The organism is Streptomyces xantholiticus, assembly GCF_014651015.1.
Taxonomy (GTDB): domain Bacteria; phylum Actinomycetota; class Actinomycetes; order Streptomycetales; family Streptomycetaceae; genus Streptomyces; species Streptomyces xantholiticus.
This window is the reverse complement of the sequence record NZ_BMWB01000003.1, coordinates 433,097-453,694: the sequence shown is the minus strand read 5'-3', so window position 1 is coordinate 453,694 and position 20,598 is coordinate 433,097. Positions and strand designations below refer to the sequence as shown.

Below are 20,598 nucleotides of genomic sequence, written 5' to 3'. Positions count from 1 at the left end.
GTCAGCCGACCAGGCCGTCGGCCATCTCCTCCGTCAGGTTCGACTCCGTACCCGGGATGCCCAGGTCCTGCGCACGCTTGTCCGCCATCGCCAGCAGCCGGCGGATACGGCCGGCGACCGCGTCCTTGGTCAGCGGCGGGTCGGCGAGCGCGCCCAGCTCCTCAAGGGAGGCCTGCTTGTGCTCCATGCGCAGCCTGCCCGCGGCGGCGAGGTGCTCGGGCACCTCCTCGCCGAGGATCTCCAGGGCCCGCTGCACCCGCGCCCCGGCCGCCACCGCGGCTCGTGCGGAGCGGCGCAGATTGGCGTCGTCGAAGTTGGCCAGCCGGTTGGCGGTGGCGCGCACCTCGCGCCGCATCCGCCGCTCCTCCCAGGCCAGCACCGACTCGTGCGCGCCGAGACGGGTCAACAGCGCGCCGATCGCGTCACCGTCACGGACGACCACCCGGTCGACGCCGCGCACTTCGCGCGCCTTCGCCGCGATGGAGAGCCGACGGGCCGCCCCGACGAGGGCGAGGGCCGCCTCCGGTCCCGGGCAGGTCACCTCCAGCGAGGAGGACCGGCCCGGCTCGGTCAGCGAACCGTGCGCCAGGAACGCGCCCCGCCAGGCTGCCTCCGCGTCGCACGTCGCGCCGGAGACGACCTGCGGCGGCAAGCCGCGGATCGGACGGCCCCGGCCGTCGACGAGGCCCGTCTGGCGCGCCAGCTGGTCGCCGCCCGCCACCACCCGTACGACGAAGCGGGAACCACGGCGCAGTCCGCCGGGAGCCATGACCATCAGCTCCGAGCTGTGACCGAAGATCTCCAGGATGTCGCGCTTGAGCCGGCGCGCGGCGATGCCGGTATCCAGCTCCGCCTCGATCACGATGCGGCCGCTCACCAGGTGCAGACCGCCCGCGAACCGCAGGATGGCCGAGACCTCCGCTTTTCTGCAGCAGGTCCGGGTGACGGGAAGCCGGGAGATCTCGTCCTTCACCGCTGCCGTCATCGCCATGGGCCGATCCTTCCATGCATCCGAAAAATACGGTCGTACGCGGCGGCCAACAGTTCCGGATCATGCTTCGAAACGCTGTCAGGAGAGGCCACCGGAGCCAGCTCGACCGCGGCCCCCAGCCGCTCGGCGGCGTCGGCGAGGGACTCGCGGTCGGGCACTGCGGCCTCGTCGGCCAGCACCACGTCCAGGGTGAGTTTAGGCGCGTGTCGTCCCAAAACCTCCAAATGACGCTGCGGGGAGAAGCCTTCTGTTTCACCGGGCTGCGGCGCGAGGTTGAGCGAGAGCACCCGCCGCGCCTTGGTCTCCACCAGGGCTTCCAGCAACTCGGGCACCAGCAGGTGCGGAATGACGGAGGAGAACCAGGAGCCGGGACCCAGGACCACCCAGTCGGCGTCCAGTACGGCAGCCACGGCCTCCGGGACGGCCGGCGGGTCGTTCGGTACGAGATGCACCGACTGGACCTCACCGGGGGTGAGCGCCACAGTCGCCTGACCGCGCACCGTGTCCACCTCGTCCGGGCGCGCCGGGTCGTGCCCTCGTACCAGCGCCTGGAGCTCGAGCGGGACGGCCGACATGGGCAGCACCCGGCCGTGCGCGCCGAGCAGCTTGCCCACCAGGTCCAGGGCCTGCACGTGATCGCCGAACTGCTCCCACAGCGCCACGATCAGCAGATTCCCGACCGCGTGTTCGTGGAGGTCGCCCTTGGACTGGAAGCGGTGCTGGATGACGCGCGCCCAGGTCTGGCCCCAGTCGTCGTCGCCGCACAGCGCCGCCAGGGCTTTGCGCAGGTCACCGGGCGGCAGGACACCGAGCTCCTCGCGGAGCCGGCCGCTGGAGCCGCCGTCGTCGGCGACCGTGACGACCGCGGTGAGGTCGCCGGTGATACGGCGCAGGGCCGCGAGCGACGCCGACAGACCCATGCCGCCACCGAGGGCGACGACCTTGGGCTGTGCGCCGCGTTTTCGCGGCGACAGTGAGTGCGCGGACCTGCGCAGCCGCCGCAGACGGAGGTTGCGTCCGGTCACTCGCGCCCCAGGTCCCGGTGGACGACGACGGTCTCCACACCGGCGGAGGTCAGACGGGCGGCCAGCTTCTCGGAGGTGGCGACGGAACGGTGCTTTCCGCCGGTGCAACCCACCGCGACGGTCACGTACCGCTTGCCCTCGCGGCGGTATCCGGCGGCGATCAGTTGGAGCAGCTCGGTGTAGCGGTCGAGGAACTCCTTGGCACCGGGCTGGTTGAAGACGTAGTTGGACACCTCTTCGTTCAGACCGGTGAAGGGGCGCAGCTCCGGCACCCAGTGCGGGTTCGGCAGGAAACGCATGTCGACGACGAGGTCCGCGTCGACGGGCAGGCCGTACTTGAAGCCGAACGACATCACCGTGGCCCGCAGCTCCGGCTTCTCATCGCCCGCGAACTGGGCGTCCATCTTGGCGCGCAGCTCGTGGACGTTGAGACCGGAGGTGTCGATCACCAGGTCGGCGTCGCCGCGCAGCTCGCGCAGCAGGTCGCGCTCGGCGGCGATGCCGTCGACGATCCGGCCGTCGCCCTGCAGCGGGTGCGGGCGGCGGACCGACTCGAAGCGGCGCACCAGCGCGTCGTCCGACGACTCGAGGAACACGATCCGGCGGGTGACCTGCTTGACGTCGAGGTCTGCCAGGGACTCGCGGAGGTTGTCGAAGAAGCGCCGGCCGCGCACGTCGACGACGACGGCGATGCGCGCGACGTTGCCCTGCGAGCGGGCGCCGAGCTCAACCATCGTGGGGATCAGCGCGGGCGGCAGGTTGTCGACCACGAACCAGCCGAGGTCCTCCAGACACTTGGCCGCCGTGCTGCGGCCGGCGCCGGACATGCCGGAGATGATCACCAGCTCGGGGGTGGCCACGTCCCCCGTGGCCTCGCCGCCGGGCTCGGTGCCGTTGCCCGTACTCACGTCTGCTGCTCCGTCTCCGTCGTGCTCAGTCATGCCGTGCTGCCCCCGTCGGTCTCTTCAATGATCTCTCCTGTCGCGGTGTTCACGGCAGGTGCGGACGGCGCCGTCCGCGCCAGGGCCACGACGACGGACTCGGCCGTCTTGCGCCCCATCCCGGGAACCTCGCAGATCTGCTCGATTGTCGCCTGCCGCAGACGCTTGACCGAGCCGAAATGCTTGATCAGGGCCTGCTTTCTGGTCTCGCCGAGACCCGGGACGGCGTCCAGTGGGCTGGTCCTGATGCGCTTGGAACGCTTGGAACGCTGATAGCGGATGGCGAAGTCGTGAGCCGTGTCACGCACCCGCTGGAGGAGATACAGGCCCTCGCTCGAACGCGGCAGCACCACAGGGTCGTCCTCGTGGGGCAGCCAGACCTCCTCGAGGCGCTTGGCCAGGCCGCAGACCGCGACGTCGTCGATGCCGAGTTCGTCGAGGGCCCGCTTGGCCGCGGCTACCTGGGGCTGCCCGCCGTCGACGACGACGAGCTGCGGCGGGTAGGCGAACTTCCTCGGGCGGCCTTCCTCGTCCTTTGCCTCGTGCCCGGGGTCGTCGCCGCCGATCCACTCCCCCGTACGATCCTTCTCCGCGAGGTAGCGCTTGAAGCGGCGGGTGATCACCTCATGCATGGAGCGGACGTCGTCCTGCCCCTCGAAGCCCTTGATCTGGAAGCGGCGGTACTCGCTCTTGCGGGCGAGTCCGTCCTCGAAGACGACCATGGAGGCCACCACGTCCTCGCCCTGCAGGTGCGAGATGTCGAAGCACTCGACGCGCAGCGGCGCCGAGTCCAGCCCGAGGGCCTCCGCGATCTCCTCAAGGGCGCGGGAGCGGGTGGTCAGATCGCTGGCGCGCTTGGTCTTGTGCAGCCCGAGGGCCTGCAGCGCGTTGCGCTCGACCGTCTCCATCAGCGCCTTCTTGTCGCCCCGCTGCGGAACCCGCAGGGAGACGGCGGATCCGCGGCGGCTGCTCAGCCACTGGGTGACCGCGTCCGTGTCCTCCGGCAGGGCGGGGACGAGGACCTCCTTGGGAACGGCGTCGCCGCTCTCCTCTCCGTACAGCTGCTGGAGCGCGTGCTCGACCAGGCCGGCCGTGTCGACGTTCTCCACCTTGTCGGTGACCCAGCCGCGCTGACCGCGGACGCGGCCGCCGCGGACGTGGAAGATCTGCACCGCGGCCTCCAGCTCGTCCTGCGCCACGGCGATCAGGTCGGCGTCGGTCGCGTCGGCCAGCACCACCGCGTTCTTCTCGAGGGCGCGCCGCAGGGCCTCTATGTCGTCGCGGAGGCGGGCCGCCTTCTCGTACTCCATCTCCTCGGCGGCGGCCATCATCTGCTTCTCGAGGCGGCGGATGTAGGTGCCGGTCCGGCCGGCCATGAAGTCGCAGAACTCCTCGGCCAGTTCGCGGTGCTCCTCCGGGGTGACCCGGCCCACGCAGGGCGCGGAGCACTTTCCGATGTAACCGAGCAGACAGGGGCGGCCCTTCTGCACATGGTTGCGGAAGACGCCGGCGGAGCAGGTGCGCACGGGGAAGACCCGCAGCATCAGATCGACGGTCTCGCGAATGGCCCAGGCGTGCCCGTACGGACCGAAGTAGCGCACGCCCTTGCGCTTGGCGCCGCGCATGACCTGGACCCTCGGGAACTCCTCGTTGAGCGTCACCGCGAGATAGGGATAGCTCTTGTCGTCGCGGTACTTGACGTTGAACCGGGGGTCGAACTCCTTGATCCAGGAGTACTCCAGCTGAAGCGCCTCCACCTCGGTCGAGACGACCGTCCACTCCACGGAGGCCGCGGTGGTGACCATGGTCCGGGTGCGCGGGTGCAGGTTCGCCAGGTCCTGGAAGTAGCTGGCGAGGCGCTGGCGCAGGCTCTTCGCCTTGCCGACGTAGATCACCCGGCGGTGCTCGTCGCGGAACCGGTAGACCCCCGGCGAGTCGGGGATCTGTCCCGGCTTGGGGCGGTAGCTGGAGGGGTCGGCCATGCCGTCCACCCTACTGGCGGCCGGTGACAGCGCGAGTACTTCCCGCCAGGTACATGACCACTCGACCCGGTACGGGGCCGGCGCGGGACGCGGAGGCTGTCCGAGCCTTGTCGAGGGCAGGCCGACCCGCTTCAATTCGGGGACACGCGGCGCTGTGCACGGCCCCTGACGGACTCCTTCCGTCCGTCCCGGCGTCCCCTCGTTCCCCGGAGGAATCCATGGGCCACGCCGAGGCCGACCTGGCACAGGTGCTGGACACCGGCCCCTTCCACCTGGCGCTGCGCACCGCCCTCGCCGTACGCGGCCTGCCGCTGCAGCGCGTCCAGCACCATCTCGCCCACCGCGGGATCAAAGTGGGAGTCACCAGCCTCAGTTACTGGCAGCAGGGCGCCCGTCGCCCCCAGCGCCCCGAGTCGCTGCGGGCGGTCCGCGCCCTGGAGGACGTCCTCTGCCTGCCGGGGAACTCGCTGGTCCGGCTGCTTCGCACGGACGACGTGGGCGACGGCTGCGCGCAGAGGGAGCGCTCCTCCGGACGAGCGCACCGGTCCAGGGCGGTGGAACGGCTCGTCGCCGGCCTCGGGTACCCGGCGGACGGCGGTCTGCACACCGTCGGCCACCACGAACGGGTCCGTGTCGGGGCGCAACGGCAGTTGCTGGGACGTGACTCGCATCATGTCGTACGCGCCCACGGCAACGGCGTCGACCGTTACCTCGCCGTCCACCACGGCGCCCCGGGTTGCGACCCGGCGGCCGTGCAGGTGAACGCCCTGGAGGACTGCCGCACCGGGCGGGTACGACGGGACCGGGCGAGCGGCATCGTCGTCGCCGAGATGCTCTTCGACAGACGGCTCGGGGCAGGCGAGACCTACGTCTTCGGCTACGGCTTCGAGGACGGGACCGGTGGCCCGAGCACCGAGTACGTCCAAGCCTTCGACTTCGCCGGCGGTCAGTACACGCTGCAGGTGCGCTTCGACGACGGGACACCGCTGCCGGTGCGCTGCCACAGCTTCTCCGAGGGGACGACGGGAGCGCCGCGGGGTCCCCGCACGGCGCTCACGCTCAGCCGGCGGCACCGCACGGTGCATATCGTCGAGCAGCGGGTGCGGCCGGGGGTCCTGGGAATCGGATGGGACTGGGGCTGACGCCGCGAGCGGCTTGCCCTATGCCTGCGGACCGGCCACCAGCTTGCCGCCCTCGGCCTTGATCGGAACCTCCGGCAGCGGCACGGTGGCCGGCCCCTGCAGCGCCTTGCCGGTCGTCACATCGAAGCGGCTGCCGTGGCAGGGGCAGTTGCCCTCGGTGCCCTCCACCTTGTCCAGGACGCAGCCGGCGTGGGTGCACTGGGCGCTGAACGCCTTGTACTCGCCCTGCGCCGGACAGTGCACGACCAGGCGCTGTTCCCGGTACAGCTTGGCCCCGCCGACGGGCACGGCGTCCGCGGCGCCGAGGTGTACGGGTGCGGTGGGGGTCGGCACCTCCGCATGGCCGAGCTTGGACTCGGTGGAACACGCGGCGACCCCCAGCCCGGCTGCCCCGGCGAGGGCCGCGCCCTTCAGGACGGTACGGCGGGCGGTCGGGGCCATCGGAACTCCCTGGTTCGGGTCGTCGCGGGTGCGGCGTGTCTCCTGTACTGACAGAAGCGACGATACCGGCGGAGATCCCCCCGCCCCCGCGCGGGTCCGCGGGGCGACGTCGGCGCCTGCGGGCCCGTCCCCCACCCGCCCCTTCCCGGACCGGGGCAAGCCCCGGACTCCGGTCCTCGGGCTTGCGGCAGGGAGACCCGTGGAACGAGGCCCGAGGCGGAGCCCGCCACACCGGAGCCGCACATCGGGACAGCGGAAAGGGACGGGCAGGAGGAAACGGCTCCGCGCAGCGGCCACGCCGGCCACCCCGCGGAGCCGCTCGTCACACCTTCCGCGCCCGCGCCGACCGCACCACCCCTGCCTTCTTGGCCGGCTTCGCCGGCTTCCGCGCCGCCGGCACCGGAGCCGCGGCCGCTGCCGCATCGCTGATCCGGTCCGCGTCGAGGATGTCCCGCAGGAACTTGCCGGTGTGGCTGGCCGGCACACTCGCGACCTGCTCCGGCGTGCCCTCTGCGATCACCAGACCACCGCCGCTGCCTCCCTCGGGGCCCATGTCGACGACCCAGTCCGCCGTCTTGACGACGTCGAGGTTGTGCTCGATGACGATCACCGAGTTCCCCTTGTCGACCAGTCCCGACAGCACCTTGATCAGCTTGCTGATGTCCTCGAAGTGCAGACCGGTGGTCGGCTCGTCCAGGACGTAGACCGTCCGGCCCGTCGAGCGCTTCTGCAGCTCCGACGCCAGCTTCACGCGCTGGGCCTCACCGCCCGACAGCGTCGGCGCGGGCTGGCCCAGCCTGACGTACCCGAGGCCGACCTCGTTGAGGGTGCGCAGATGGCGGGAGATGGACGGGACGGCCTCGAAGAAGTGCAGCGCCTCCTCGATCGGCATGTCCAGCACTTCGGCGATGGACTTGCCCTTGTAGTGGACCTCCAGGGTCTCGCGGTTGTACCGCGCTCCGTGGCAGACCTCGCACGGGACGTACACGTCCGGCAGGAAGTTCATCTCGATCTTGATCGTGCCGTCGCCGGAGCAGTTCTCGCAGCGGCCGCCCTTGACGTTGAAGGAGAACCGGCCGGGCAGATAGCCGCGGACCTTGGCCTCCATCGTCTCCGCGAAGAGCTTGCGGACGTGGTCGAAGACCCCGGTGTACGTCGCCGGGTTGGACCGCGGGGTGCGGCCGATGGGCGACTGGTCGACGTGGACCACCTTGTCGACGAGGTCGTCGCCATCGACCCGGGTGTGACGGCCCGGCACCGACTTGGCGCCGTTCAGCTCCCGGGCGAGGTGGGTGTAGAGGATGTCGTTGACCAGCGTCGACTTTCCGGAGCCGGAGACCCCGGTGACCGCTGTCAGGACCCCGAGCGGGAACGCGACGTCGATGTCCTGGAGATTGTTCTCCCGGGCGCCGTGCACGGTCAGCCTGCGCGTGGGGTCCACGGGGCGGCGCAGCTCCGGTGTCGCGATGGACCGCTTCCCGGACAGGTACTGCCCGGTCATCGACTCCTTGTTGACGAGCAGTTGCTTCAACGGGCCGGAGTGCACGACCTTGCCGCCGTGCTCGCCGGCTCCGGGGCCGATGTCGACGACCCAGTCGGCGACCTTGATGGTGTCCTCGTCGTGCTCGACGACGATGAGGGTGTTGCCCATGTCGCGGAGCCGGACAAGGGTCTCGATCAGCCGGTGGTTGTCGCGCTGGTGCAGGCCGATGGACGGCTCGTCGAGGACGTAGAGCACGCCGACCAGTCCGGAGCCGATCTGGGTGGCGAGCCGGATGCGCTGGGCCTCGCCGCCGGAGAGCGTGCCGGCGGCCCGGTTGAGCGACAGGTAGTCCAGGCCGACGTCGACGAGGAAGCGCAGTCGCTCGTTGACCTCTTTGAGGACCCGCTCGGCGATCCTCTTGTCCCGGGCGTTCAGCTTGAGGCGGCCGAGGAACTCCGCGCACTCGCTGATGGACATCCCGGAGACCTCGGCGATGGACTTCTCCATCACGGTGACCGCGAGGACGATCGGCTTGAGCCGGGTGCCCTCACAGGTGGGGCAGGGCACCTCGCGCATATAGCCCTCGAAGCGCTCCCTGCTGGAGTCGCTCTCGGCCTCGGAGTGGCGCCGCTTGACGAACTGCACGGCCCCTTCGAAAGCGGGAGTGGTCCAGGCGCGCTCGCGTCCGTAGCGGTTGCGGTAGCGGACCTCGAGCTGGGTCTTGTGGCCGTGGAGCAGGGCCTTCTTGGCGCGGGCGGGCAGCCCGGCCCAGGGCATGTCCGTCGAGAAGCCGAGGGCCTGGGCGAGCCCGTCGATGAGGCGGCCGAAGTACTCCTTGGTGTGGCCGTGCGACCAGGGATGGATCGCACCCTCGTCGAGGGACTTCTCCTCATCGGGGACGATCAGCTCGGGGTCGACCTCCATGCGGGTACCGATGCCGGTGCAGTCGTGGCAGGCACCGAAGGGCGAGTTGAAGGAGAAGGAGCGGGGCTCGAGCTCCTCGAACGACAGGTCGTCGTACGGGCAGTACAGATGCTCCGAGTACATCCGCTCGCGCTCGGGGTCGTCCTCCGGGAGGTCGACGAAGTCGAGCACGATCATGCCCCCGGAGAGTCCGAGCGCGGTCTCCACGGAGTCGGTCAGCCGGCGCTTGGCGGAGTCCTTCACGGTGAGGCGGTCGACGACCACCTCGATGGTGTGCTTCTCCTGCTTCTTCAGCGTGGGCGGCTCGGCGAGCTGGATGGTCCTCCCGTCGACCCGCGCCCGGCTGTAGCCCTTGGTCTGCAGGTCGGAGAAGAGGTCGACGAATTCACCCTTGCGCTCACGCACCAGCGGCGAGAGCACCTGGAACCGGCTGCCCTCGGGAAGCTCGAGCACCTTGTCGACGATGGCCTGCGGCGACTGCCGGGAGATGGGCCTGCGGCACTCGGGACAGTGCGGCTTGCCGATCCGCGCGAACAGCAGGCGCAGATAGTCGTACACCTCGGTGATCGTGCCGACCGTGGAGCGCGGGTTGCGCGAGGTCGACTTCTGGTCGATCGAGACGGCCGGGGAGAGGCCCTCGATGAAGTCGACGTCCGGCTTGTCCATCTGTCCGAGGAACTGCCGGGCGTAGGAGGAGAGCGACTCGACGTACCGGCGCTGCCCCTCGGCGAAGATCGTGTCGAACGCGAGGGACGACTTGCCCGACCCCGAGAGCCCGGTGAACACGATGAGGGAGTCACGCGGGAGATCGAGCGAGACGTTTTTCAGGTTGTGCTCGCGAGCGCCACGAACGATGAGACGGTCGGCCACGCCGGTCCGCACCTTTCTGAGTAGAAGCGGAGGCACAGCCCCCGTCCCGGACTGGGACCCAGCCCTGGGGGGCGGCCAGAAGATGAATGCCTGACTTTCAAGGATGCCTCCACCGAGCGTATAGCACGCGCATTCGATTTCAGGACGCGTGCCGATACCTTCACCCGATCGAGTGGGCGGCGCTAGGGTCGCCACATGATCGATCCCGTGAGCGACCTGCGCTCTGTACGTGAAGCGACGGACCGGCTCCTCACCGCAGCCGCCGGATGGGACAACGCTGCCGTCGCCGAGCCCTCACGGCTGCCGGCCTGGACCCGCGGCCATGTGCTTGCCCACATCTCCCGTAACGCCGACGCGCTCGTAAATGTTCTCGAGGGCCGCCCGATGTACGTCACAGGCGAGGCCCGCGACGCCGACATCGAGCGTGATGCACCGCGCCCGCTCTCGGAGCAGCTCGACGACCTGCGGGCCACGGCGGCGCGCTTCCAGGAGGCGGGCGGCGCACCGGGCGACTGGGAGCGCACCGTCGAACTGCGCAACGGTGTGACCGACCGCGCGGCCCGCGTGCCCTTCCGCCGCCTCGTCGAGGTCGAACTGCACCACGTCGACCTCGGCGTCGGCTACGAGCTGGAGGACCTGCCCCGGGAGTTCACCGAGCGTGAGACCGCGTTCCTGGCGGAGCGCTGGAGCGGCCGCGCGGACGTCCCGCCGACCCGTGTCCTCGCCGGCGACGGCGAGTGGCGGACCGGCGGCACGGAGGGCGCTCCCGTCACCGTCTCCGGCTCCCCCGCCGATGTACTGGGCTGGCTCTCGGGCCGCCGCGACGGGTCGGCCCTGGAGTGCGCCGGGGGCCCGCTTCCCGTCCTGCCCGCGCTGTAGGCCGCTATAGGCTGAGACACATGACATACAGCGGAGCTGTGAAGGTCGGCGGCCCGGCGGACGTGCACGAGCTCGCCGACCTGATGATCTCCAAGGTCGCGGTCGGGCCGATGGACAACAACGCCTACCTGCTGCGCTGCCGGGCCACCGGTGAGCAGCTGCTGATCGACGCGGCGGCCGAGCCGGACACGCTGCTGCAGCTGATCGGCGACGACTCCATCGCCTCCGTCGTCACGACGCACCGGCACGGCGACCACTGGCAGGCGCTGGACGACGTGGTCAGGGCGACCGGTGCCCGCACCTACGCCGGCCGTCACGACGCGGAGGGCATCCCCGTCCCGACCGACGTACCGGTCGACGACGGCGACACGATCCGGGTGGGACGCGTGGAGCTGACCGCCCGTCATCTGGTGGGCCACACCCCGGGATCGATCGTTCTCGTCTACGACGACCCCCACGGGCACCCGCACGTCTTCACCGGCGACTGCCTGTTCCCGGGCGGTGTGGGCAACACCCGTAAGGACCCGCAGGCGTTCACCAGCCTGCTGGACGGCGTGGAGGAGAAGCTCTTCGCCGCGCTTCCCGACGAGACATGGGTCTACCCGGGGCACGGCAAGGACACCACCCTGGGCGAGGAGCGGCCCCACCTGGCGGAGTGGCGCGAGCGCGGCTGGTAGGTGCTCCGCCCCGCGGTCCTCAGCGCTCCACGGGCACGAAGGTGCCCGCACGGCGCGGCGGGAACTCCCCCAGGCCCAGCAGGCCCATGACCGTCTCGGTGGTCAGCGTGTGCCAGTCGGCGGCGCCACGCAGCATCGCGTGGTCGCCGCCGGGCATCGAGAGCGCGCGGACCTCCGCCCCTGCGGCGCGGGCGCGGGCGGCGAAGGCCCAGCTCTCACGGGGATCGGTGACCCGGTCGCGGTCGCCGTGCAACAGCACGATCCGTTTGCCGGTCAGATGTTCCACCGGCTCTCCGGCAGGGCACCAGGGGGCTAGCCCGACCACGGCCGACACCAGGGAGTGACCGGCGGCATGCAGTGCGGCGCGGCCGCCCATCGAGTGGCCGACCAGGACGGTGGGCACGGGCCCGGTGACAGCGGCCAGTTCGTCGAGCGCCCGCAGCGCGTCGCGGCCCGCGTCGGCGCGTGGGCCGTTCCACCCCCGGTATGCATAGCGGACCCTGCCGAGCGCGATTCCCTGCTCGGCGGTGGCGCGGGAGAGGGACCGGGCGAAGGGCCGCATCCGTGCGCCGGGCAGGTTCAGCGCCGGCGGCGGCTCCAGGGCGTCGGCGCGGCCGCCGTGCAGCAGCAGGACGGCGGCCTTGGGCGGCGCCACAAACCGGTCGAGGCGCAGCGCGGGCTCGGTCGTGGCGTCGGTGTCCTTCACGCCTCTGCGGATGAGGATGGCCATCACTTCCTCGGGTCTGCGGGATGCGGGCTTCGGGTACTGCTTGTGCTTCGAGCTTCCGGTGCTGCTGGTTTTCCAGGCGTACGTCCGGCTGCCGCCGATGGTGGTACGCCACGGTATTCGAAGCCGGTGCCGTCGAGGACCGGTGCTCGCCGTGGCATGAAGTACCGGCGGGTGCGGACGTCCTGCCGTCCGCACCCGCCGGTGGAGTGCTGTTCACGCATCGCGCGGCCGCCGGCCGCCCGGCCCGTCAGACCTTGACGCTGTCCTTCTCCGCGGCGTCCGCAGCTTCCCGCTCCGCCTGCTTCTTGGAGGCGATCAGGCTGGTGATCGTCGTGATGACGAGGACACCGCAGATGACGGCCAGCGAGACCGGGATGGAGATCTCGGGGACGTGCACCCCGCTCTCGTGCAGAGCGTGCAGCACCAGCTTCACACCGATGAAGCCGAGGATCACCGACAGGCCGTAGCTCAGGTGGACCAGCTTCCTCAGCAGTCCGCCGATGAGGAAGTACAGCTGCCGCAGCCCCATGAGGGCGAACGCGTTGGCGGTGAAGACGATGTACGGGTCATGGGTGAGGCCGAAGATCGCGGGGATGGAGTCCAGCGCGAAGAGCACATCGGTGGTGCCGATGGCGAGCATGACCACCATCAGCGGCGTCAGGACGCGCTTGCCGTTGTTGCGGATGAAGAGCTTGGTGCCGTGGTACTTGTCGGCGACGCCGAAGCGGTGCTCGATCGACTTGAGGAGCCTGTTCTCCTCGAACTCGTCCTCCTCCTCGTCGGAGCGCGCCTCCTGGATGAGCTTCCAGGCGGTGTAGATCAGGAACGCGCCGAAGATGTAGAAGACCCAGGAGAAGCTGGCGATGATGGCCGCACCGGCGGCGATGAAGATGGCACGCAGCACCAGAGCGATCAGCACGCCGATGAGCAACACCCGCTGCTGGAGATGCGACGGCACCGCGAACTTGGCCATGATCAGGACGAAGACGAAGAGGTTGTCGACACTCAGCGACTTCTCCGTGATGAAGCCCGCGAAGAACTCGCCCGACGCCTGGCTCTCGCCGGCGAACAGCAGGCCGAGGCCGAAGAGTGCCGCCAGCACGATCCAGACCACGGTCCAGATGCCGGCTTCCTTGATCGACACGTCGTGGGGCTTGCGCCCGATGAAGAAGTCGACCGCGATGAGGGCGCCGAGACCGAGAATGGTCAGCACCCAGAGGGTCATTGAAACGTCCACTGCGCCTCCGGCGTCGTACGGCTACTGATCAGCGTCGTCGCTGCCGGAGGTCTCCTCCACCCGGGCGGTCTCCACCGCGGGCCGGCGCCCCGGGACTTGTCTGTCTGTCCGTACTGACGGGCACGCCGCGAATCGGGAGTACTCCCCTCCGCGTAAAGAACGGTACATGAAAGACCAAGTAAAGGTAAAGGAAAAGGTAAAGCGGTGCTCAAATCACCTGGTCAACCGTGTTCGAAGGAAGTGATGCCGGGATCAGCGGCGCCAGGACCGTCGGGCTTCCGTCACCCGGGTCAGCACCTGGCGCAGCACATCGCTGCCGGGCGGCACCGCGAGCGGCTCGTACGTCCACGCATGACGCACCCAAGGGTCGGCCAGGTGGTCGTCGGGGACCGGTGTGACACGCAGCAAAGAGCGCCACAGCGGGTCGAGCACCGGGCCGTACGCGGTGGCGTCCTCACGGTCCGCCACCATCAGCAGGTGGACGCCTACGGCCGGGCCCTCGTCCGCCAGGTAGCGCAGCTGGTTGACCGCGCGGTCGTCGAAGCCGTGCGGGAAGTCGTTGACGATCAGCAGCTGTTCGCCGGTGTCGAGGTCGGACGGGAGGGCGTCGGCGGCGCCGCCGCGCACCGCCATAGTCACCAGGTCGACCCGCTCGGTGAGCTTGGCGAGCACGGCGCTCACGCCCTGCGCACCGGCGGCCGGCGGGCCGGTCAGGGCCCCTGAATCGACCAGCGGCGCCAGTGAAGCGGCGGCCGTGCCCGCCGGGTCGATCGCATGGACGCTGAACTCCCCGGGTGGATACACCGCGAGAAGGCGGGCGGCGAGCGCGACCGCCGAGTCGGTGGCGAGCCGGCGCAACTGCGCCTCGTCCACCGCCAGCGCGGCATCCGAGCTGGAGCGTCCGCTGTCCACCCACAGACCGCGCTCGAGCGGCAGCCGCACCAGGCACGGGATGCGCAGCTCGGGGCTCTCCGGGAGATGGAGGTCACCGAGGCGCAGTGCCATGGGGACCTCCATGGGGACCCGGTAGGCATGCCAGCAGGGGTTGTCCCAGCGGGCGAAGGCTGGCGGCAGTGCCGGCTCGACGACCTCCGACTCCGCGGTCAGCTGGGCCAGATCACGGTCGAGGGCCTGGCGTGCCTGGTCGGTCAGCTGCTCGCACTTCGCGCGTGCCGCGGCCCTGGCGGCGTCCCCGGTGCTGCCGATTCGGCTGCGCGGGTCGGACAGGACGTGGTCCAGCTCCTTGTCCATCCGGGACTCGGCGAACTCGACGGCGCTGCGGTAGGCGGCGACGGTCCGGGCAAGGTCCTCGAACATGCCCCAGACCTGGTTGTAGAGGCGCTCCTCCATGGACCAGCCGCTGGCGTCGCCGGCAACCGGGGCGGCCGGACGGCCGGGCTCCGCCGGTGCGGCGGCCGGAGCCGGCGGGGGCGGCGCCGACTGCCTGCGCGGGTGCGCGTAGTTGATGGGGCCGGCAGGCATCTGCGGGGCCTCGTCGGGAGTGGGCGTCTGCTGCGCGGGAGTGCCTGTCGCGGCGGCCTCGGGTCCGGTGAGGCCGCCGGAGAGGGCACAGTCCGCCGGGGACGGCTGATCCGGGCCGAACGCCGCGCCCGCGGCATCGGCGGCAGTGGTCAGCCGGGCGGGCTCCGCGCGGTGCGTGCGCGGCACGGCCGCCTGTTGGATGACCGCCGCCGTCCCTGCGGCCCCTGCCATGCCCTGGTCGGACAGGAGCTGGGCGAGCCCTCCCGCATAGCCCTGCCCCACCGCCCGCACCTTCCATGCGCCCTGGCGGCGGTACAGCTCGACCGCGACGAGCGCGGTCTCGCTGTCCAGGCCGGTGATGGTGAAGCTGGCGACCTCGGAACCGTCCTGGCCGCTGACCGCGAGGAACGGGGCCGCGGTGGCCCCGAAGCGGTCGGGGCCACCGGTTCCCTCCGGTAGCGCGAGCAGCACGTTGACCTGCTGCACCTCCGCCGGCACCGCGGCCAGGTCGACGGCGAAGCGGGGCGACTGCTCGGCCCGCCCCGGCACCTCGACGCCGGGGACGGCCGGCACTCCGGGGTGGGCCACCCACTCCTCGCGCACGGTTCCCTGCTCGCCGGAGCAAGTGACGCAGGCGACGACCGGATGACCGGCCGACACCCGGATCTCGAGTCGGGTGTCGGGCAGGGGGTGGTTCTGCCCCCGGACCAGCTCGGCCGTCATCGCTCTGTCCCCTCGTGCTCTGCTGTGTGCGGTTGGTACGCGGGCAGCTCCCGGCGGCTGTGCCTCCGGGAGCTGCGGTGCGACTGGGTCTGCCGCCGTGCCTACAGGTGCGGCAGGATGGCCGGCATCAGGTCCTGGAACGTACGGCCGTTGGCCGGGTTGCCGAGGGCGGTCATCTGCCAGCCGCCGCCTGCGCGGTGCACCTTCGCCATGATCTGCGCGGTGTACTGGCCACCGCCGTCGAGGGTGTAGCGGGCGAGCTCCTGGCCGTTGGTCTCGTCGACGATGCGGCAGAAGGCGTTCTGCACCTCCTGGAACGTCTGGCCGGTGAACGAGTTCACCGTGAAGACGATCTGGTCGATGTGGACCGGCACCCGCTGAAGGTCGACGAGGATCGCCTCGTCGTCGCCGCCGGAACCGGCGCCGCCGACCAGGTTGTCGCCGGTGTGCTTGACCGAGCCGTCGTCGCTGACGAGGTGGCGGAAGAAGACCACGTCCACCGGCTGCTTGTCGGCGAACAGCACCGCGGAGGCATCCAGGTCGACCTCACGGGTGCGCGAGCCGAACAGACCGCGGCGGGGCGCCGCTTGCCAGCCGAGGCCCATCCGCACGGCCGTGAGAGTACCCCCGTCACTCTTCTGCAGGCTGATGGCCTGGCCCTTGGTCATGTTGACCGTCACGCGCTGTCCCCTTCTCGCGAATTGCCACCGCCCATGTGTGCGGTTCTCCAGCACCCTACGCAGTCGCACCGACAGCGCGGCGCGGTCGCCCGTTTTTGTGTCGGTCTTGCAACACACCCGATGTGCGCGGCCGTCACGCCCCGCACAACCGCCTCACGAGAGCCCTGCCTCCTTCATCTGACGCAGTTCCTTCTTCAACTCGCTCACCTCGTCACGCAGACGGGCCGCCACCTCGAACTGGAGCTCCGCGGCGGCCGCACGCATCCGGTCGGTCATCTCCTCGATGATTCCGGCCAGTTCGGCCGCCGGACGGTCGCTGAGCACCTCGCCCTTGCGGCCCGCTGCCGCAGCGGGGCCGAGCGACGGGACCGGCGCCTTGGCGCCCTTGCCGGGCTTCTCCGCTTTGGCCTGGCGGTAGCCGGTGCCGAGCAGCTGCTCGGTGTCGACCTCCTCGCGCGCGATGGTCGCCACGATGTCGTTGATCTTCTTACGGAGCGGCTGCGGGTCGATGCCGTTCTCCGTGTTGTACGCGATCTGCTTCTCCCGGCGGCGGTTGGTCTCCTCGATGGCCTTCTCCATCGCCGGCGTGATCTTGTCCGCGTACATATGGACCTGGCCGGACACATTGCGCGCCGCTCGGCCGATGGTCTGGATGAGAGAGGTGCCGGAGCGCAGGAAGCCCTCCTTGTCGGCGTCGAGGATCGCGACCAGCGACACCTCGGGCAGGTCGAGTCCCTCACGCAGGAGGTTGATGCCGACCAGGACGTCGTACTCACCGGCGCGCAGCTCCCGCAGCAGCTCGACGCGGCGCAGGGTGTCGACGTCGCTGTGCAGATAGCGGACCTGGATGCCGAGCTCGAGGAAGTACTCCGTCAGGTCCTCTGCCATCTTCTTGGTCAGCGTCGTGACCAGGACGCGCTCGTCCTTCTCGGTGCGCTCGCGGATCTCGTGCACCAGATCGTCGATCTGGCCCTCGGTGGGCTTGACGACGACCTGCGGGTCGACGAGGCCGGTGGGCCGGATGATCTGCTCCACGAAGCCGTCGCCGCGGGAGAGTTCGTACGTCCCCGGGGTGGCCGACAGATAGACGGTCTGGCCGATGCGCTCCTTGAACTCCTCCCATTTCAGCGGGCGGTTGTCCAGGGCGGACGGCAGGCGGAAGCCGTGGTCGACGAGCGTGCGCTTGCGGGACGCGTCGCCCTCGTACATCGCGCCGATCTGCGGGACCGTGACGTGCGACTCGTCGATGACGAGCAGGAAGTCCTCCGGGAAGTAGTCGAGGAGGGTGTTCGGCGGGGAACCGGGCTCGCGGTCGTCGAAGTGCATCGAGTAGTTCTCGATGCCGGAGCAGGAGCCGATCTGGCGCATCATCTCGATGTCGTACGTGGTGCGCATGCGCAGGCGCTGCGACTCCAGCAGTTTGCCCTGCCTGTCCAGCTCGGCGAGGCGCTGTTCCAGCTCCGCCTCGATGCCGTTGACCGCCTTCTCCATGCGCTCTGGACCCGCCACGTAGTGGCTGGCGGGGAACACGTACAGCGACTGGTCCTCGCTGAGGATCTCGCCGGTGAGCGGGTGGAGAGTGGACAGGGCCTCGATCTCGTCGCCGAACATCTCGATGCGGACGGCGAGCTCCTCGTAGACCGGGAAGATCTCGATGGTGTCACCGCGGACCCGGAAGGTGCCGCGCTGGAACGCCACGTCGTTGCGGGTGTACTGGATGTCGACGAAGCGGCGCAGCAACTGGTCGCGGTCGATCTCGTCACCGATCTTGAGCTGGACCATCCGGTCCACGTACTCCTGCGGGGTGCCGAGGCCGTAGATGCAGGAGACGGAGGCGACCACGACGACGTCGCGCCGGGTGAGGAGCGAATTCGTCGCGGAGTGGCGCAGCCGCTCGACCTCCTCGTTGATCGAGGAGTCCTTCTCGATGTAGGTGTCCGACTGCGGGACGTACGCCTCGGGCTGGTAGTAGTCGTAGTACGAGACGAAGTACTCCACCGCGTTGTTCGGCAGGAGCTCGCGGAACTCGTTCGCCAGCTGGGCGGCCAGGGTCTTGTTGGGAGCCATGACCAGGGTGGGGCGCTGGAGCTTCTCGATCATCCAGGCAGTGGTCGCGGACTTGCCCGTACCGGTCGCGCCGAGCAGGACGACATCCCTCTCACCTGCACGGATTCGTCGGTCCAGCTCGGCGATGGCCGTCGGCTGGTCACCGCTGGGCCGGAATTGGCTGAGGACCTCGAAAGGTGCCACCGTACGTTCGATCTTGGAAACGGGCCGCATGCAACAACCGTACGACCCACCACTGACAGACGGGTCCCGAACGGCTGCGGACGGGCCGGCTCAGGAGCGGTCCGTCCCGAAGTGACTGCGGCGCGCGCTCCGGCCCGCGGCCCGGGCGGCCGTCGCCACCGGCCCGCCGCGCCGCGGAGCTCTGGCGCGATACGCATGCCCGTGCCGCTCTCCGCCCGTCAGCACGAGCGGGTCGAACATCACCACGACACCGGCGAGCAGCAGGAACGCCGCGGGCCCGACCAGCATGGGAGCGAGGAGGGCTGTGGGCGGGTCCCCGCCGACCGCGACGTCGACCACGTCATGGACGTGGACCCGCACGGCGGCCATCCCGGTGTAGTGCATACCGCTCACCGCGAGGCCCATCACGAGGCCGGCGCCCAGGCTCGCCAGGAATCCGTGCACCGACACCGCCGCCCACAGGGCCGTGGTCGCCGCGACCACGGCGATCACCACGGAGAGGGCGACGGTGAGGGTCTCGTACTCGAGGCTGCCCCGGAGCCGCATCCCGGCCATGCCGAGGTAGTGCATGGACGCCACTCCGAGTCCGGTGATCGTCCCGCCGGTGACCAGGGACATCCTGGTGGCGCCGCGGTGACCGACGATGAAGATCCCGATGCCGACCATCAGGATTCCGACGGCCAGGCTGGCGAAGGTCGTCGCCTTGTCGTAGCCGATGGGCGTCTCCTCGACGGTGAAGCCCATCATGGCGATGAAGTGCATGCTCCATATGCCCGAGCCGATGGCGGTCGCGCCGAGCACGAGCCAGCCCGGACGGAACGAGCCGGCGCCGCGCAGGGACCTGGTGGTGCAGCGCAGCCCGAGGGCGCCACCGAGGCACGCCATCAAGTACGCCGCCACCGGGGTGACCAGCCCGTAGCCGAATCCCTCGACCGTGCCCTGCATCCGCTGCACCCTTCGTCCCGTGCGGTCCCCCGCCGCCCTGCGATCCCCACGATCTCTGATGGAACGTCTGGTTCTGGGCGAGGGTACGGCTCGCGGAAGTGTATGCAAATGTCGCGGCGGAGATTTGTCGACCCGAGGGCGTGGTGTCCGTTCCAGCGGCCACGAGCAGGCCCGTCCCGGAGGGGTCCGAGGGCACGTCCGTTCACGCTGTGGCCATACTTCGCCTGTGCCTCGTTGGCCGGAGGCTGTCACTCTCGGCCCGTCCGTGATCCGACGACGTGAGGAAGAACCCGTGCACGTTCGCTCCGTCGCTGCATTGGCCGCCACAACCGTGGGAGTCACCGCGCTGGTCCTGCCCGGTTCCGCGGCAGGCATCGAACAGACCGCCGCAGGCCGTGAGGACGCGCCGCAGGTGATCGCACACCGCGGCGCGTCCGCCTACGCGCCGGAGAACACCCTCGGCGCCGTCGACCTCGCCGACGAGATGGGCTTCGCCTGGGTGGAGAACGACGTCCAGCGCACCGGGGACGGCGAGCTCGTCGTCGTCCACGACGACTCACTCGCCCGGACCACCGACGTGGAGCAGAAGTTCCCCGACCGCGCGCCGTGGAAGGTGAAGGACTTCACCGCCGCGGAGATCGCCACCCTGGACGCGGGCAGCTGGCGCGGCTCGGAATGGGCCGGCGCGCGCGTGCCGACGCTGAAGCAGTACCTGAACCGCGTGGACGACAACAACCAGAAGCTGCTGCTGGAGATCAAGAAGCCGGAACTCTACCCGGGCATCGAGAAGGACACCCTGCGGGTGCTGGGCGAGGAGGGCTGGCTCGACCGGAGCCATGTGTGCAGCAGGCTCGTCATCCAGAGCTTCGGCGCGGACACCGTCAGGGCCGTGCACCACCAGCGCCCCGACGTCACCACCGGCTTCCTCGGCACGCCCGCGGTGGCGGACCTGCCGCTGTACGCGGCGTTCACCGACCAGATCAACCCCTCGCACACATCCCTCACCGCCGAGTACGTCGCCGCTGTGCATTCGATCAAGGGCGCGCACGGCAAGCCGCTGCGGGTCAGCACATGGACCGTGAACGACACCGCGGCCGCCCGGCGGGTGGCCGGCTTCGGCGTGGACGGGATCATCACCAACCACCCGGACGTCGTGCGGGACGCGGTGGGCTGAGCCGCGTCGGGCCGGGCTGTCG

Annotated in this window: 16 protein-coding genes; 4 read left to right on the top strand and 12 right to left on the bottom strand. The window is 70.2% G+C overall.

The window, feature by feature from the left end; translation table 11 throughout:
• Window position 1: 1 nt before the first annotated feature.
• Genes whiA through uvrC form a run of 4 tightly spaced genes read right to left on the bottom strand, consistent with a single transcriptional unit; the run spans window position 2 to window position 4,939 of the window.
• Window positions 2–991 (bottom strand): DNA-binding protein WhiA, encoded by a 990-nt coding sequence (gene whiA / locus IE198_RS08530; RefSeq protein WP_005318962.1) that lies wholly within the window; start codon window positions 989–991, stop codon window positions 2–4.
• Window positions 982–2,016 (bottom strand): gluconeogenesis factor YvcK family protein, encoded by a 1,035-nt coding sequence (locus IE198_RS08525; RefSeq protein WP_189884369.1) that lies wholly within the window; start codon window positions 2,014–2,016, stop codon window positions 982–984. Before IE198_RS08525 ends, whiA begins: the two co-directional genes overlap by 10 nt.
• Window positions 2,013–2,957: an RNase adapter RapZ gene (gene rapZ, locus IE198_RS08520; protein WP_189884367.1), complete on the bottom strand. Its 945-nt coding sequence runs from the start codon at window positions 2,955–2,957 to the stop codon at window positions 2,013–2,015. Before rapZ ends, IE198_RS08525 begins: the two co-directional genes overlap by 4 nt.
• Window positions 2,954–4,939: an excinuclease ABC subunit UvrC gene (uvrC, locus tag IE198_RS08515; protein WP_189884365.1), complete on the bottom strand. Its 1,986-nt coding sequence runs from the start codon at window positions 4,937–4,939 to the stop codon at window positions 2,954–2,956. The genes rapZ and uvrC overlap by 4 nt, the downstream gene beginning before the upstream one ends.
• A gap of 218 nt (window positions 4,940–5,157) precedes the next feature.
• On the opposite strand from uvrC, the gene IE198_RS08510 reads away from it, so the two are divergent.
• Complete coding sequence (locus IE198_RS08510) at window positions 5,158–6,081, top strand: hypothetical protein (protein ID WP_189884363.1); 924 nt, start codon at window positions 5,158–5,160, stop codon at window positions 6,079–6,081.
• Window positions 6,082–6,099: 18 nt separating this feature from the next.
• Here IE198_RS08510 and IE198_RS08505 read toward each other — a convergent pair whose 3' ends face one another.
• Window positions 6,100–6,522, bottom strand: a complete 423-nt coding sequence (locus IE198_RS08505) for a Rieske (2Fe-2S) protein (RefSeq protein WP_189884361.1) — start codon at window positions 6,520–6,522, stop codon at window positions 6,100–6,102.
• A gap of 322 nt (window positions 6,523–6,844) precedes the next feature.
• Window positions 6,845–9,799: an excinuclease ABC subunit UvrA gene (gene uvrA / locus IE198_RS08500; protein WP_229833792.1), complete on the bottom strand. Its 2,955-nt coding sequence runs from the start codon at window positions 9,797–9,799 to the stop codon at window positions 6,845–6,847.
• Between the two features lie 195 nt (window positions 9,800–9,994).
• Between uvrA and IE198_RS08495 the strand changes: the two genes are divergently transcribed.
• Window positions 9,995–10,678, top strand: a complete 684-nt coding sequence (locus IE198_RS08495; protein ID WP_189884357.1) for a maleylpyruvate isomerase family mycothiol-dependent enzyme — start codon at window positions 9,995–9,997, stop codon at window positions 10,676–10,678.
• A gap of 20 nt (window positions 10,679–10,698) precedes the next feature.
• On the top strand, window positions 10,699–11,355 hold the full coding sequence (locus IE198_RS08490) for an MBL fold metallo-hydrolase (protein WP_189884356.1): 657 nt from the start codon (window positions 10,699–10,701) through the stop codon (window positions 11,353–11,355).
• A 19-nt stretch (window positions 11,356–11,374) separates the two neighbouring features.
• Here IE198_RS08490 and IE198_RS08485 read toward each other — a convergent pair whose 3' ends face one another.
• The 6 genes from IE198_RS08485 to IE198_RS08460 form a co-directional block, all read right to left on the bottom strand.
• Window positions 11,375–12,085 carry an alpha/beta fold hydrolase gene (locus tag IE198_RS08485; RefSeq protein ID WP_189884354.1) on the bottom strand — a complete coding sequence of 237 codons (711 nt, stop codon included), beginning with the start codon at window positions 12,083–12,085 and terminating at the stop codon, window positions 11,375–11,377.
• A 247-nt stretch (window positions 12,086–12,332) separates the two neighbouring features.
• Window positions 12,333–13,322: a TerC/Alx family metal homeostasis membrane protein gene (locus IE198_RS08480; RefSeq protein WP_189884352.1), complete on the bottom strand. Its 990-nt coding sequence runs from the start codon at window positions 13,320–13,322 to the stop codon at window positions 12,333–12,335.
• Between the two features lie 252 nt (window positions 13,323–13,574).
• Window positions 13,575–15,527, bottom strand: coding sequence for a TerD family protein (locus IE198_RS08475; protein WP_189884342.1), 1,953 nt, complete (start codon window positions 15,525–15,527; stop codon window positions 13,575–13,577).
• A gap of 101 nt (window positions 15,528–15,628) precedes the next feature.
• Window positions 15,629–16,207, bottom strand: a complete 579-nt coding sequence (locus IE198_RS08470; protein WP_100106600.1) for a TerD family protein — start codon at window positions 16,205–16,207, stop codon at window positions 15,629–15,631.
• A 153-nt stretch (window positions 16,208–16,360) separates the two neighbouring features.
• Window positions 16,361–18,487: an excinuclease ABC subunit UvrB gene (uvrB, locus tag IE198_RS08465; protein WP_189884341.1), complete on the bottom strand. Its 2,127-nt coding sequence runs from the start codon at window positions 18,485–18,487 to the stop codon at window positions 16,361–16,363.
• A gap of 60 nt (window positions 18,488–18,547) precedes the next feature.
• Complete coding sequence (locus IE198_RS08460; protein WP_189884339.1) at window positions 18,548–19,402, bottom strand: MHYT domain-containing protein; 855 nt, start codon at window positions 19,400–19,402, stop codon at window positions 18,548–18,550.
• A 292-nt stretch (window positions 19,403–19,694) separates the two neighbouring features.
• Between IE198_RS08460 and IE198_RS08455 the strand changes: the two genes are divergently transcribed.
• On the top strand, window positions 19,695–20,576 hold the full coding sequence (locus IE198_RS08455) for a glycerophosphodiester phosphodiesterase (protein WP_189884337.1): 882 nt from the start codon (window positions 19,695–19,697) through the stop codon (window positions 20,574–20,576).
• Window positions 20,577–20,598 lie beyond the last annotated feature (22 nt).

Excerpts from the sequence above, each read along its gene's own strand:
- uvrC (WP_189884365.1), bottom strand. The coding sequence starts at position 4,939 with ATGGCCGACCCCTCCAGCTACCGCCCCAAGCCGGGACAGATCCCCGAC.
- IE198_RS08490 (WP_189884356.1), top strand. The coding sequence starts at position 10,699 with ATGACATACAGCGGAGCTGTGAAGGTCGGCGGCCCGGCGGACGTGCAC.
- IE198_RS08475 (WP_189884342.1), bottom strand. The coding sequence starts at position 15,527 with ATGACGGCCGAGCTGGTCCGGGGGCAGAACCACCCCCTGCCCGACACC.
- uvrB (WP_189884341.1), bottom strand. The coding sequence starts at position 18,487 with ATGCGGCCCGTTTCCAAGATCGAACGTACGGTGGCACCTTTCGAGGTC.
- IE198_RS08505 (WP_189884361.1), bottom strand. The coding sequence starts at position 6,522 with ATGGCCCCGACCGCCCGCCGTACCGTCCTGAAGGGCGCGGCCCTCGCC.
- IE198_RS08460 (WP_189884339.1), bottom strand. The coding sequence starts at position 19,402 with ATGCAGGGCACGGTCGAGGGATTCGGCTACGGGCTGGTCACCCCGGTG.
- whiA (WP_005318962.1), bottom strand. The coding sequence starts at position 991 with ATGGCGATGACGGCAGCGGTGAAGGACGAGATCTCCCGGCTTCCCGTC.
- IE198_RS08495 (WP_189884357.1), top strand. The coding sequence starts at position 9,995 with ATGATCGATCCCGTGAGCGACCTGCGCTCTGTACGTGAAGCGACGGAC.
- rapZ (WP_189884367.1), bottom strand. The coding sequence starts at position 2,957 with ATGACTGAGCACGACGGAGACGGAGCAGCAGACGTGAGTACGGGCAAC.
- IE198_RS08510 (WP_189884363.1), top strand. The coding sequence starts at position 5,158 with ATGGGCCACGCCGAGGCCGACCTGGCACAGGTGCTGGACACCGGCCCC.
- IE198_RS08485 (WP_189884354.1), bottom strand. The coding sequence starts at position 12,085 with ATGGCCATCCTCATCCGCAGAGGCGTGAAGGACACCGACGCCACGACC.